This window comes from Ottowia caeni, from assembly GCF_050821495.1.
Classification (GTDB): domain Bacteria; phylum Pseudomonadota; class Gammaproteobacteria; order Burkholderiales; family Burkholderiaceae_C; genus Ottowia; species Ottowia caeni.
On sequence record NZ_CP151080.1, the window covers coordinates 2,116,726 to 2,130,874 of the forward strand.

The 14,149-nt window shown below is 57.6% G+C and carries 8 protein-coding genes and 2 pseudogenes; 4 read left to right on the forward strand and 6 right to left on the reverse strand.

Translation table 11 applies throughout. The features are described from left to right. Positions 1-13: 13 nt before the first annotated feature. Together AAAK34_RS10255 and mutS are read right to left on the reverse strand one after the other, a co-directional pair. The gene (locus AAAK34_RS10255; protein WP_231692953.1) at positions 14-838 is read right to left on the reverse strand and encodes a proteasome-type protease; all 825 of its coding nucleotides are present in this window, start codon (positions 836-838) and stop codon (positions 14-16) included. Then, positions 835-3,436, reverse strand: a pseudogene (gene mutS, locus AAAK34_RS10260) (DNA mismatch repair protein MutS). The gene AAAK34_RS10255 and the pseudogene mutS overlap by 4 nt, the downstream one beginning before the upstream one ends. A 467-nt stretch (positions 3,437-3,903) precedes the next feature. Between mutS and AAAK34_RS10265 the strand changes: the two are divergent. Both AAAK34_RS10265 and AAAK34_RS10270 read left to right on the forward strand, forming a co-directional pair. After that, positions 3,904-4,149 (forward strand): sterol desaturase family protein, encoded by a 246-nt coding sequence (locus AAAK34_RS10265; protein ID WP_431778043.1) that lies wholly within the window; start codon positions 3,904-3,906, stop codon positions 4,147-4,149. A gap of 438 nt (positions 4,150-4,587) precedes the next feature. Further along, positions 4,588-5,946 carry a hypothetical protein gene (locus tag AAAK34_RS10270; protein ID WP_231692954.1) on the forward strand — a complete coding sequence of 453 codons (1,359 nt, stop codon included), beginning with the start codon at positions 4,588-4,590 and terminating at the stop codon, positions 5,944-5,946. 76 nt (positions 5,947-6,022) lie between these two features. On the opposite strand, the gene bioB is transcribed toward AAAK34_RS10270, so the two are convergent. Further along, the gene (bioB, locus tag AAAK34_RS10275) at positions 6,023-7,033 is read right to left on the reverse strand and encodes a biotin synthase BioB (RefSeq protein ID WP_231692955.1); all 1,011 of its coding nucleotides are present in this window, start codon (positions 7,031-7,033) and stop codon (positions 6,023-6,025) included. A 248-nt stretch (positions 7,034-7,281) separates the two neighbouring features. Next, positions 7,282-8,326, reverse strand: a pseudogene (locus AAAK34_RS10280) (IS630 family transposase). A 96-nt stretch (positions 8,327-8,422) separates the two neighbouring features. On the opposite strand from AAAK34_RS10280, the gene AAAK34_RS10285 reads away from it, so the two are divergent. Both AAAK34_RS10285 and AAAK34_RS10290 read left to right on the forward strand, forming a co-directional pair. Next, positions 8,423-10,765 (forward strand): HD domain-containing phosphohydrolase, encoded by a 2,343-nt coding sequence (locus AAAK34_RS10285; protein WP_231692956.1) that lies wholly within the window; start codon positions 8,423-8,425, stop codon positions 10,763-10,765. A 290-nt stretch (positions 10,766-11,055) separates the two neighbouring features. Continuing rightward, the gene (locus AAAK34_RS10290) at positions 11,056-12,273 is read left to right on the forward strand and encodes an ankyrin repeat domain-containing protein (RefSeq protein WP_231692957.1); all 1,218 of its coding nucleotides are present in this window, start codon (positions 11,056-11,058) and stop codon (positions 12,271-12,273) included. Between the two features lie 120 nt (positions 12,274-12,393). Here the strand turns inward: AAAK34_RS10290 and sodC are convergent, their stop codons facing one another. Next, entirely contained in the window at positions 12,394-12,921 is a 528-nt protein-coding gene (sodC, locus tag AAAK34_RS10295) for a superoxide dismutase family protein (protein WP_231692958.1), read from the reverse strand. Positions 12,922-12,949: 28 nt separating this feature from the next. Then, on the reverse strand, positions 12,950-14,047 hold the full coding sequence (locus tag AAAK34_RS10300; protein WP_431777241.1) for an IPTL-CTERM sorting domain-containing protein: 1,098 nt from the start codon (positions 14,045-14,047) through the stop codon (positions 12,950-12,952). Positions 14,048-14,149 lie beyond the last annotated feature (102 nt).

The window sequence follows — 14,149 nt, forward strand, 5'->3', positions numbered from 1 at the left end:
GTTAATCTTCTGCCTATATGAGGCGGTCGTCCGCAGTGCGGATTTTCTTCAGCGGCGGGTGGCGGGTAGAGGCCACTTTCAGCGGTGTCGCTGACTGGCCGCCATCCCATTGGGGGTCTTCGATGCTGTCAAACACTTGCCTCAAGCGCTCTCCCCATGAAGTGTGGAGCATTTTGAAGTAGGGGTTGTCATGATCAATGCAGACCACGCGGTCAGACTGCAGTTTGTCTGCCTCATACACCACCAGATCCAGCGGCAAGCCTACCGATAAATTCGATTTGAGTGTGGAGTCCATCGATACCAGTGCGCACTTGGCAGCTTCTTCAAGCGGTGTCTGAGGCGTGATCACGCGGTCCAGCACCGGTTTGCCGTATTTTGATTCGCCAATCTGGAAAAATGGCGTCTCAGGGGTCGCTTCTATGAAGTTGCCTGCCGAATACACCAGAAAGAGGCGCATCCCTTCACCCGCAATCTGACCGCCCAGAATCATCGAAGCGTTGAAGTCTACGCCCGCTTTGCGCAGGGCATCTCCGTCACGATGGTAGACGTGCCTTACTGCGCTGCCGAGCACGCGTGCCGCATCGAACATGCTGCGCGCGTTCCAGATCGTGATTGGTTCGCCTTCTGCATCCTTGACGTGCTCGTTCTGCAGAATCTCGCGCACCGATTGCGAAATCGAAAGATTTCCCGCCGACAGCATGACCATGAAACGATCACCTGGGCGCTCGTAGATCAGCATCTTGCGAAAAATGCTGATCGAGTCTACGCCAGCGTTGGTTCGCGAGTCAGATAGAAAAACCAGGCCCGCGTTGGTTTTGATGGCACAGCAGTAAGTCATGAGGTATTAGCCAATTCATGCAGGCGAAGCAGCCGCTGCCGAAACTTTTTCAGGCTGTAGAGGGCTTCCAGGGCTTCGCGAGGGCTCAAGGCATCTGGGTCGATCTTGTTCAGCGCCAATTCTACGGCGCTAGCGGGCGCGGCCTCAGGCGCTGGAGGCGGCGCGAACAGGTCTATCTGTGCACGGCTCTGGCTGGCATCTTCCTCAAGTGCCGCAAGAGCGTGCCGCGCATGGTGCAGCACCGCAGACGGCACACCGGCCAGCCGGGCCACTTCCAATCCGTAGCTTCTGCTGGCAGGGCCCGGTTGTATCTCATGTAGGAAGACTATTTCGGCACCGCTTTCAGCCGCACTCACGTGCACGTTCATCGCCGCATGGTGCGATGCCGGAAAATCCGTCAGCTCAAAATAATGCGTGGCAAACAGCGTGAAAGATTGGGTTCTGTCGTGCAAATGCGCTGCGATTCCGCTGGCCAGCGCCAAACCATCGAAGGTGCTGGTGCCTCTGCCAATTTCGTCCATCAGCACCAGAGATGAGCGCGTTGCGCTGTGCAGAATCTGCGCTGCCTCGGTCATCTCCAGCATGAAGGTGGATTGTGCGTTGGCCAAGTCGTCTGCCGCGCCAATCCGGGTGTGAATGGAATCAATCGGGCCTAGCCGGCAGATTTGCGCAGGTACATGGCTGCCTATCGAGGCTAGCAACACAATCAGTGCCACTTGCCGCATATAGGTACTCTTACCGCCCATATTGGGGCCGGTAATGATCTGCATGCGACCCTTCAAGCCAAGTGCCGTGTCGTTGGGAATAAAGGGCGAGCCTGTGGTTTCCTGCAGGCGGGCTTCTACCACCGGGTGCCGGCCCCCCCTTATTTCAATGCAGGGCTCTTTAACGAACTGGGGCGCACTCCAGTTCAAGGTCAGCGAACGTTCGGCAAGGGCGCACAGCACGTCCAGGCTGGCCACGGCCCGGGCAAAGCGCGTCAGGCGGGGCACGTGTGGCTGCAGTTCAGCCAGCAAGTGCTCATAAAGCCATTTTTCGCGAGCCAGTGCGCGCTCTTGGGCGGATAGAGCTTTGTCTTCAAAGCTTTTGAGCTCAGGCGTAATGAAACGCTCGGCGTTCTTCAGCGTCTGCCGGCGTCGGTAGTCCGCAGGCACTTTGGAAGCCTGACCTTGGGTGACTTCTATATAGAAGCCATGCACCTTGTTGAACTGTACGCGCAGGTTCTGAATGCCCGTGCGCTCGCGCTCGCGTGCCTCCAGCTCAATCAGGAAAGCGTCGCAGTTGGTGGCGATCGCTCTGAGCTCGTCCAGCTCCTCGTCCAGCCCCGGAGCCATCACACCGCCATCGCGAATCAGTGCGGCAGGCTCATCCAGCAAGGCCACCTTCAACAGAGCGGCGGCGTCGCCAGGCGGGTCGAGGTCATCCGCCATCGAATCAAGAAGCGGATCAACCCCTTTCGGGAGCAGTGCCAGCAGGCTCCCGTTTTGCAGGGCGTTGCGTAGGGCTACCAGCTCACGCGGGCGTACCTGGTTGAGGGCTAGCCGGGCGGTGATGCGTTCTACATCGCTGGTGCCCTTCAATTGGGTGCGCAGCCGTTGCCACGCGCCGCTAGCCTGCAGCGCGGAAATGGCGCTATGGCGAGCGCTGGCCTGGCTTCGATCACGGGTAGGAGCCAGCAGCCAGCTTTTCAGCAGGCGGCTACCCATGCCTGTCATGCATGTGTCGAGCACCGAAAACAGGGTGGGGAGTCTTCGCCCCGCAACGTCTGAACCAGCTCCAGGTTGCGCCGCGTGGCGTGGGGAAGGTCTATCAGCTCATCCGGCCGCTCAACGCGCAGCCCTCGCACATGCGTCAGTGCACGGCCTTGAGTGTGTTCCGCGTATGCCAGCAACGCTGCTGCTGCGGCGTGGGCCTGGGGCAGATCTTCCGCGCTCCATGCGGCCAGGCTCGCGGCCTGCAATTGCTCGCAAAGTTTGCGGTGGCCCAGCTTGGAGTCAAACTGCCAGTCAGGCCGGTGCGTCAGGGCAGGGGGCGGCCAGAGGCTGGCCGCAAGTTCTTCAGTCGCTGTTCAAAAGACGAGGCCAAATCACTCGCCGCCAGCAGCTCGCTAGGCGCAATGCGCTCAAGCCAACCGGGCAGTTCATCTGGCGTGCATTCAGCCAGATGCACCTCGCCCCGAGTCACGGCCAGCCAGGCCAGCCCGCAGCGGTTACGGGGCCCAGGGTGCACGGCCAGCAGAACTGATTCACTTTTCTCAGGCAGCAGTTCGGTATCTGTCAGCGTGCCCGGCGTCACCACGCGCACCACTTTGCGCTCTACGGGCCCTTTGGAGGTGGCGGGGTCACCTACCTGCTCACAAATTGCCACCGATTCGCCCAGCTTGATCAAGCGTGCCAGATAGCCTTCAGCCGAGTGAAACGGCACACCGGCCATAGGTATCGGCTGCCCCGCAGACTGCCCGCGCTGCGTCAGGGTGATGTCCAGCAATTCTGCCGCGCGCTCAGCATCGGCATAGAACATCTCGTAAAAATCACCCATTCGGTAGAACAGCAGGGTATCTGGGTAGTCTGACTTGAGAGTCAGATACTGCTGCATCATGGGAGTGTGCCCTGACAAATCGGCTTTGCCAGCCTCCTGGTTGGCCTGTGGGGTCTGTAGTCCCTTGGTCATCAATGCTGTGGGTCTGGAAGAGTGCTGGTTGGGTGAAATCACGGGCGCGTGTGCGACTGACCGATTGTCGCTGATGACGAGGACGGCGTAAAACCTGGGCCGCTGGACTCGCCTTCCACGAGGCCGAGGGACTTTGATAATCGCTAATCACAACGCTGACATATGCGTTTCCTGAACCATATCGGGTGCTTTAACGGTAAATCAGATGGCATGGGCGCGACATGAGTTAATCTTACTGTGTCACAAACGTAGTCGAACGTTTACTGCGGCGCAATACGGGCAATATCCCAAGGCGCGCGCCAGTGTGACGCTCAACTCAAGACGCAACGTCCTGATCGAGTCCGGCACGTGACGCTGCGCGCGCTGGACTGCCCCGAGGGATGTAATCCGGGGAAATGGCAGGCACCACACACCACAGTGCCTACCAGCCCCAGACCGACAGCAACTATGCCACCGTCTTTCCGTTGTTCGATCTGGTGTTTCGAAGTGCCTCCCCTGCAGACGCCGCTAAGGGGCTCGCCCTGACCATCGGGCTCGAAACCAGCCGCGATCAAGCCAACCAATCATTACTCTTTTTGCTGGCTGCGCCATTTCGCGGGCAAGCCAAAAGATCCACATCGCGCACAGGACGTGGAGGCTGAGTCAGTTATGTTCAGAGGCTCCCGCCGATTCGGCAACGCAATCCATCAATTCCGTAGCAGCCTGAGCCGTCAGCGTTCCTTCCCGTGTTCATCTGGAAATGACCCCGGAATTGGCCGAGCGAACACATGAACGCGAGAGCGATCAACAGCATCGGAAGCTCGACTGGAGCAGGGCGGCAGGCGCTGCCAAGACCATCACATCAAGCCAGCCATTCGCTGCATGGCGGCACTTTTCATTAATCGAAGAGGGAACTTTAGCGGCCTGCACGTTACTGATGGGTACCCGTCCATCAGGATCGAATCAAATCCGCTATGCCTACACCGCCAAGCACGCCAGCGCTCAGTCGCGCATCCAGTTTCAACGCCCCTCACGCCGACGACACCCTCTCTGAGACTTCCGAGATAGCGCTGATGGGGGAAAGCCCCGAGTCCAGCCGCATGATTCAGACGGGCGATGGAAGCGCCACCGAAGCATTAAAAGAGAGAGGGGCCGGAGAAACGCAGCTTCCGGCCCATTTGCATCAAGGTGGCCTAACCCGGACGCATCTACCCGCACTGCCGCCCCTTCTTCTTATGACTGACGGCGATGATGAACTTGAGCCGCTGCTGGATTCAAGCCCCTACCCCGATACGCCCCCAGCAACCCCCCAGCCTCTGCCCGCGCCGTTTTCAGTCATTGAAACAGAAGCCGATTTTTTTTCCATGCGGATGTTGAAGCAGATGGTCACGCAGGCCCAGCAGCAACTTACTCCCGCACGTGATCCCAAGTTGAATCTCCGGGCTGATCATATTCTTAACCTTCTGGATTTCGCCCGAAACCTTCGAGACTCAGCGGCCTGGATTGATGCCACAGAAATCTTCGAGACAGCCCGTGAACGCTATGAGCGACATCCAGTAGACAGCATGTCTCCGGGTCTGATTTTTTCAAGCACCGAATACTTGCATCTGATAAAACAGCAGGTTGCGCTGGCAAGGGAATTCAGGGCGGAGACTCATCTCATCGACGAAGAACTTGCAGACCCTGAGCCGCTTCGCATTTCCGATCGCGAGAACGCGGATGCCCATGGGTATCTGTGGCCTCTTCAAACCAGCGGCATGAACTGGTCGATTCATGCCTCTCCCGATGTCGTGTCCTCGACTTCCGAAAGAGCTTCGCTCCAGTTCTGGGGCGAATTGCTTCTGAACGAAAGTGAGAGATTCAATGTAAGCGTACTGGGTAAGGCAGACTTGGAAGACCCATCCACGGCCCTTGAAGGAATGCGGATCTGCAGCGAGTTCAGATATATGCGCTCGTCGCTCGATACCCTTGGCTTAGGAGCTCGGCGCTCTCCTCTGGCGAAAACATTTGAAAACTCTACAGCGGCACGAGCAGCTTTCAAGCTTCTTGACGAGGCCAACCAACTTTATCGAACCCGCACGCTCGGCGCGACTTCGCCCTACGGCTGGCTGTTTACCGAATCGCAGATGAGCCAGCTCAGACGCCTGGGGACCGACCTGACCGCGGCCATGAAGCAACTGATTCCCGCTGATTCATCAGAAGAAGCGCAACGCCTCGAATCCGAGAATGCCATTGTTGAGCTCACCAACGTCAGACAGGATGAGCACCAGAGTCTGCGAAACGGCCAAGAGCGCAGGTGGCATATTGTTTTCGACGGAACCGAAACGATTACATCGGTCCACAGAGCCCCCATCCAGCTGCTGGCAGAAATACTGGCATGGCGCAATGGCAACACCGATCAAGGCCACGCCGAAGTGATCATTGTGTCCGACTCAGACACGCTCGCGCGGACGCCCTGATGCGGCATTGGGAGGGATAGACAGCCTCAACGAAGTGCGTCGCCAATCGTGACCACTCGGTGAGGCTGTCAGTACCTTACGAGAAGGTGCTCAGCCCCTTCAGCCCTAGCTTGCCCATGAGGTCTGTATCAGCCTGAACATCGGGGTTGCCCGTGACCAGCAGTTTGTCGCCATAGAAAATGGAATTGGCGCCGGCCAGAAAACACAAGGTTTGCACCGCCTCACCCAATTGCTGGCGTCCTGCAGACAAGCGTACGCGCGCCCGAGGCATGGTGATACGCGCCACAGCGATCACGCGCACAAAGTCCAGCGGATCGACAGGCGCGCTGTCAGCCATTGGGGTCCCGGGAACGCGCACCAGACTGTTGATGGGCACGGACTCTGGATACGGATCCATATTCGCGAGTTGGGCAATCAGGCCCGCACGATGGACGGTTTCTTCACCCATGCCGATGATGCCTCCACAGCACACACTAATGCCGGCTTCGCGGACTGCCTGCAGGGTGTCAAGCCGATCCTGATACTGGCGTGTACTGACGACATCCTGATAGTACTCCGGCGCGGTATCCAGATTGTGGTTGTAGTAGTCGAGCCCTGCGTCTCGCAGCGATTGCGCCTGGTTCGGTTGCAGCATGCCCAGGGTCGCGCAAGTCTGTAACCCCAAGCCCTTGACGGCGCGAACCAGCTCGTTGATTTTTTCGATGTCTCGATCCTTGGGCGCACGCCAGGCAGCGCCCATGCAAAAGCGCGTGGCACCGGCGTCCTTGGCAGCTTGGGCCGCTTTGGTTACCTCATCCACACTCATGAGCTTTTCGGCTTTCACGCCGGTATCGAACTCGGCGGATTGAGGGCAGTAGCCGCAGTTCTCCGGGCAGCCCCCGGTTTTGACGGACAGCAGCGTGGCGAGCTCGATTTCGCCAGCCGGCCAATGAGCGCGATGCACGCTTTGGGCCTGGAACATCAGATCCATGAACGGCAGATCCAACAGGGCCTGGACCGCCTCAATCGTCCAGGTTGGTTCCGATGCGGCAAGCTGTTTCTCGCCCGGGCGGGCATGCCAATGGATGGAAGTAGTGCAGGCAGTCATGGCCTCTCCTTGAATGTCTATGGCTCCAGGCGGAAAAATAACCAGGTCCTTCTGAAATCAGCCTGCCTGGATACCAAGTACCAAGGCCGATTTCAGGACAGCGATCAGTCGGGGGCGTTTTACCCTTCGGGAAGCAGATTGGCGCGTGCATTCCGGCAATGCTGATTGATGGTATTCACGGGTCGGCTGCGAAGCCATGGTAGGATGGCCTCGCTTTTGAGTGTACTTATTGATCCGGCGGGAATTATTCATGAGGCTGCATAGGCGACATGCTTGTCGCCAAAGTACTTCTTGACCCGCTCTGGCGTGTTCTCCAGCATTGTCATGTGTTCAGTGGCCGCAGCGCGCAGCTTGGCTTTGGTTCTCACTGGGACTTTGCTGCCAATCGCGTGCTTCAGATCTGCGTTCAGCCGCTCCTCTGGGTTGAGCTCGGGGCTGTAGCTAGGGCAGGTAAAACAACTCAATGTCCTCTTTGTGCAATGCCGCCCACTCTTTGACCGGCTTGCTGTGGTGCACCCTCAGGTTGTCAAGAATCAGGAAGATCTTCTTGCCCTGCGCGTCCTTGATCAAGGCCTGCATAAACTCGATCAGCTTGTCGGCATTGAACGCCTCATCAATGATCATCCAGCGAGTTTTGCCCTGGTTCGTGACGGTGGCAATCATCGAAAGCTTTTGCCGTGTTCCACCCACTGCCCGCGTCACCGGTGTTTGACCGGCGGGCGCGTAACTTCTGCCACGCACATCCGTGTTGACCAGGGCTGTTTCATCGCCCCAATGGATCTCTGCGCCTTCACGCTTGGCTCTGGCCTCAATGACAGGGTATTCATCTTCGAGCCACGCCTTGACGGCCTCAGGTCGCTGTTCGTAAGCTTTCTTGATCGGCTTTTGCGGCGTAAAACCCCAACGTGCCAGATAGTCGCCCACTGAACGCACAGATAGTTTCAGCCCCAGGTCGCGTTCGATGAGTTCGCGCACGGCGGGCCGGCTCCAAAGCGCAAACTCCATCTTGATCTGCTCGGGGCGTTTGTCGATGATGGTCATTCGAATGGCGCGTTCTTGCTCAGGAGTCAGGCTGCGTCCACTACCGGGCTTCTTGCCCCTGGCGTGGGGCTTGAGTGCAGCCGCTCCGCCTTGCTCGAACAGGCGCAGTGCAGCGTTGACACCAGACCAACTGAGCCCGGTTTGCTCCACGATCTGCATCACGCCGACTCCTTTTCGATGCAAACGGATAACTTGCTTGCGCCGTTCTTGCAGCACTTCCCGCGACTGCTTGCGTGCATCTTCTTTTTCCATGAACTTTGGAGTCAGGTCATCAACAAAAGTTCATGAATAAATTATGCCGAATCTATAATCCGGAACCTGCAAAACCGTCATCAGTTGGCGAGACATATGGCGAATAAGCTCACGGCCGACATCCGCGCTCAGGAGCAAAGAATCAAGGAGGATGAGTTTCGCTGGAATTTCGCGCTCGATGGCTCCGGCATTGGCGTCTGGGACAGGGACTTTCAGACGGGCAAGGTGTTCTATTCCTCTCGCAGCGCCCAGTTGCTGGGTTACGACGATGAAAAAATCGGAAGCAGCGTAGATGCATGGCAACAACGCATTGACCCGAGAGATCAGCCTGTCGTCTTGCGGCAACTTCAGGCCTACTTGGACGGACATGCACCAGAGTTCGATGCGACCTACCGGTTGCAGCTGGAAAACGGTCGTCAACATTGGGTACGCGATCGAGGCACTAGTGTGCTGCGCAGTGAATCAGGTAAGCCGGTTCGCATGATTGGCACCTTCTCCGATGTCTCGGATCAGATGCATAGCACCATGCGTATCCAGCAGTTGGCCGGTCTTAACGCAGTCATGAGCGAGTGCAACGCAGCCATCGTTCGATGTACAACCCAGGACCAGCTGTTTGAGCGTATTACACAAGTGGTGGTGGAATCCGGCCACGTAAAGATGTGCTGGATTGGCTTGGCGGATCCTCAAACCGGGTTGATCCAACCGGTACACGCCTTTGGCTCCGGGACTGAATACTTGCAAGGCATCGAGATCTCCGTAAACCCGGATGATCCTCGCGGCCAGGGTGCGACGGGAACAGCCATTCGTGTAAACCAGCCTGTCTGGATCGAAGACTTCCGGACGGACCCTCGGACCTTACCTTGGCGCGATCGAGCTCGGCAGTATGGGTGGCTTTCCTCCGCCGCGTTGCCTATTGCCCGCGCTGGGAGGGCCATTGGTGCGCTGACGTTCTATGACGATAAAGCCGGCTGGTACGACCCTGAAGTCCGGACATTGCTGGAAGGAATGGCAGCGCAGATCGGCTTCGCCGTAGATAAGTACGATGTCCAGGCCGAGGTGCAAGCGCACCAGAAGCGGGTGCTGGAAGCCAGCGCTCATCTGCAACAGGTACTGGAAGCCATGCCGGTGCCGATTCAGATATTTTCATTGACGGAGCAGAAATTTCGTTTCATCAACCAGGCACACCGTCACTGGCTAGGGTACGAGCTTGAAGATGTCGCGAGTTTGTCCCAATGGTTCGCCGCCGTGTATTCGCCCGAAGTTGGTCAGGCGCGTCTGAAAAGCTGGGAAAAAACGTTTCAGACGATGCAACCGGGCCAACCGGTCGAGATGCCAGAAACCATGCTGCACGGCAAGGGCGGCAGCGTTTTGGTGGGGCGGGTCAGGGCCACGTTGGTGGGCGATGACATCGTCCTGACCTGGATTGACTTGACCGGTATCCGTCGCCAGGAGCCTGAGCTGCGTGAAAGCGAGAGACGGTTCCGCTCCATGGTTGAAAAGGCGGTCACCGGCATGTACGTGAGGCGGGATCGTAAACTGATCTACGCCAATGAAAGCTTCTGCCAGATGCTGGGCCGCTCGACCGATGAACTGCTGGGCCATGAGCTCACCGAGTTTGCAGACGTCAGCCCACAGGAGTGGGAAAAAGTAATGCAGGCCTGGGACCAACTGGAAGCAGGGCGCCGCAACGTGCCGATTGAGGTCAAGTTGCTCCACAAGGACGGCACCGCCATAGAGGTGGGAATTCAGCTCAGCCCGATCGAATGGGACGATGGCCAGACGGCCGTGATCGGCCTGGCCGACGACATCACCGCGCGCAAACGCGCCGCCGAACAGATTGACACCTATGTGCACCGGCTTGAAGCCTCGTTGCAAGCCACCTTGCGAGCGGTGGCAACCATGGTGGAGATGCGTGACCCCTACACCGCAGGTCATGAGCGGCGCGTGGGCCTCTTGGCGGCCGCCATTGCCGAGGAGATGGGTTGGCCATCAGATCGGTTCAAGACTTTGGAAATGGTCGGGTTGGTGCACGACGTTGGAAAAATTGCAGTGCCTGCTGAAATCCTGGTGAAGCCGACCCGGTTGACGCCGATTGAAATGCAGCTGGTTCGGGAACATGCCCAGGCCGGCTTTGACATTCTCAAGGATGTGCCCTTTGATGTGCCGGTGGCTGAAATCATCCGCCAGCACCACGAGCGTATGGATGGAAGCGGCTACCCTCAGGGACTGAAGGGCGATGAAATCTTGCCCGAAGCCCGTGTATTGGCCGTGGCCGACGTGCTCGAATCAATGGCTGCGCACAGGCCTTACCGTCCTGCGCTCGGCATGGATGTAGCTTTGAAGGAGCTCGAACAGGGCCGAGGAAGGCTGTACGACAGCGATGCGGTCGATGCCGTGGTGCGGCTGATTCGAGACAAGGCCTACGTTCTTCCGCAGTAGTCATTCTTGCTTCGGCGAACATGATGGCTCGCCTTGCAACCCCGCCGATCTGAACGTTTGGCATCCACGATGGGTTCCTCCGCCTGGAGCCGTTTCCAGGCTCAGAGGTTCCTTGGTTCTTTTGCGCAGGCAATGATGTGTCTGTCGAATCCGCTCGCTCCAAGGTGCGAGCTTTTTCTGTCCGGGCAAATGGAACTCGAATGCAGGGAGCGTTACCTAGTTGGTTGATCACAGCGGTCGCAGCCGCATCTCATTTTTTGGATGGTCAGCTTCAAAAATAATAGCGCACAATGAACACCGTACTTGCCTTTCACTCCTCGCCCATAGACATACTCCAGACCTTTCGCGCACCGGCCCCAGCAAACGATGAGGTGAACGGTGATCGCGTTGTGAGCTTGGGCAGGGGCGATGTAAGGGCGCAACTAAGCGAAGGGCGTGAAGCAGGCCCTGGTTCTTTAGCGAATCCGCTGTCGGCAGATAAACTTTCTCAGGACAATGCTAAGTGGAGCAATGCTCTCCGAAAAGCCACACAGCGTCGTGATCTTGAAAATGTACAGGAAATATTGGCTCAACTTCGAACCTCGAAGCCCATAAACACCCCGGGAAATGACGGAGTCACACCTCTGATGATAGCGGCCAAAAACAATGACCCTGAAATTGTCAAGTTGATAGCGCGGCTGCTTGTTAGTCCCGAGGAGATTAACAAGAGGGGTCCAGGAGGCTTGTCGGCATTGATGCTGGCGGCCGAAAAAGGTCACCTTGAAATCGTGTGGGAATTGGCAGCAGGGCTCGAGACTGCTGAACAGATCAATCAAAGGAGTATTAATGGCTCCAGCGCTTTGATACTTGCGGCTCAGGAAGGTCATCTGCGTGTCGTTCAATGTTTGGCCGAATGGCTTGAGTCTCCGCGGGAGCTGGATGTGCCTCGTTGCGACGGCTGTACTCCTTTAATGTTGGCGTCTAAATTCGGTCATCTGGACGTGGTTGAGTACTTGGTCTCGCGCATTTCAACAATAGATAAAATCAGCATCGCCGCGCGCGATGGTAGTACCGCATTGATACTAGCTGCCGAAGCCGGGCACCTGGATGTGGTCCAATACCTGACGGAGCATTTTCATACTGATGATGAGGTGGATCTTCATCGGCAAGACGGTCGCACCGCCTTGGCGTTGGCGGCTGAGAACGGTCATCTCGAGATCGTTCGCCACCTAACCAAATACCATGATGCGCAAGAGGATAAGCGTGTACCTAGACCCAATGGAGCCGTCGTTCTAGGGATTGCTTCTCATGAGGGCTGGCTCGGAGTACGTAAGTATCTAGATGATTGGAGCGACGAAATTGACGAATTCTACGATTCTGCATGGTCGGCCTCTAAAGCTTTGGCATTGGCATTTAAGCGTGGACATTTTGAAATTGCGCACTATTTGGCAAATTGGCTGGGGACTGCGGGCGATTCCAAAAAGAAAGGCGCACCACTGGAAACTATTTTCGAGATTCGCGGCTTCTAGGAAAAGTGTTCAAAACTCGTGGCGATGCGCGAATCCGGTGTCCGTGTGCATCGCTGCATTAGCTTATTAATTACTCGTAACGGCTGGGCCGTTTGAGAAGAGACGCTTTGCGAGCTTGCTTTAGCGCGGCACTTCGCCACAGGCTATACGACCGCCGCCACCGCCGAGTGGGGCCGGGTGGTCAGCATGATTGTCGCCCCCAGCGTGCACCATGATCGCCCTGCCTGCCACGTCTGCGAGCTTGAGGCGCGGCGCCAAGACGGGGGTGTTTGCCTGGCCGTCGCTTGTTACAAAAAGCGCTGGAAGGTCACCCAGATGTCCGTCGCCCCAAGGCGTGCCGTGCTTGCCTGTGCGGGAAGGGTCATAGTGACCACCTGCGGCGCCTGCTGGTACTGGTTTGCCGTCAACTTGCGAAGGGCCGCAGTCACCTTTATCGTGGACATGGAAACCATGCACTCCTGGTGGCAACTCTCGCAAGGCTGGGGTGAGCACCAGTCCGTACGGTGAATCCGACAAGCTTATAGTGCCAATAGAGTTGCCCGTGCCAGTGGCATTGACCACATTCAATGTGACGCTAGTCTGGGCAAACGCGGCAGTACCAAAGCAAGCTGCTGCGCAAAGGGCGATGCGGGTGAGGTGTCGATTCATGTTGCTCATTCCTTGAGTTTCAAAAAATTCATGGAGAGACTGCGCGGATGCGTCGCATGACTGCCACGCTCAACAAACCGCCGAGCAGCAGAATAGCCCATTCGGACAAAGTTGGCACGGCCTGAATGCCACCAGTTGTTGGACTTTGACCTGCAGTCACAATGGTGATGACTCGGGTAGCTTCGTTGTTCGCCAGGTTGGAATCGACCTCGGTAACCGTTCGAAGGAGGGCGGTGAAGACTCCAGCCGCTTGAGGTGTACCCGAGATTTGACAAGTGACTGTTTCACCTGCGGGTACAACATCCAACTGATTCCAGGCAACATCGCTCGGGCTGACCGTGCACGAGCCCAAGTCCAGACCAGGTGGCAAGCCGCTCGCCGAACAGGTGGCACCATCGACGGTAGCTTGCTGGCCGATGTTGGCGCATTGAAAGCTACCTGCGTACGGTGTCCCCACGGCTGCAGAGGCGGGCAGGTTGATCAACCCAACGCTCATGTCGGGAGCGCCCTCTGGGGGCGTACCCAGCGAACCGGCCAATGCGTAGATCGGGTTGTAGTTGGAGCGAGGGCCGTCACCCCATGGGTCACCGATCGTGCCACCGATCAGAAACTGCGACATTGCCGGAGCGCCGGCCTCGGCTGGCGCGTTGAAGGTCGCAGACAGTGTGCACGCAAGTTGGGTGCCGTCAGCAATATCCACGACCAGCCAGTAGTCGGTATGTGCGGAAAGCGCAATCGTCTGTCCGCTGTAAGACATCGTGGTGCCAGGCTGAGTGGGTCCTGAAGCCTCTTGCCAACCGCCTACTTGCGTCGAACCAGGCAGGTTGGTGGAGGCGTCGTGTGCAAAAATGCCGACTCGGTTGTAACCCCCAGGGTTCGAGCCGCCATTGCCCCAGGCAATGTCGACGTTCTCCAGAGTCATGGGAACGCTGCCCGTGCGGAAGCGAGTGGCCGCATCTGGCGCCCCTCCAAAGCTGCATTGATGTGGCTCTGTTTGGTTGTCGAGCCATGTGGTAACCGTTTGCGCACTGAGTGGAACTGGCGCCAAGATGCTTGTTGCCAGAGTTGCCGCTGCAACAAAGCGAGCCAGAATGGGGAAGCGCGGTAGTGAGATCTTGTTTGTCATGGCCCGCGAATTTAGAAAGAATGCGCGAGTTCGTTTATCCTGCAACTGAAGGATGGCGCCGCCTTTTTCTTTGCCTATGCTCGCCTGCGTCGCAGCCACCGG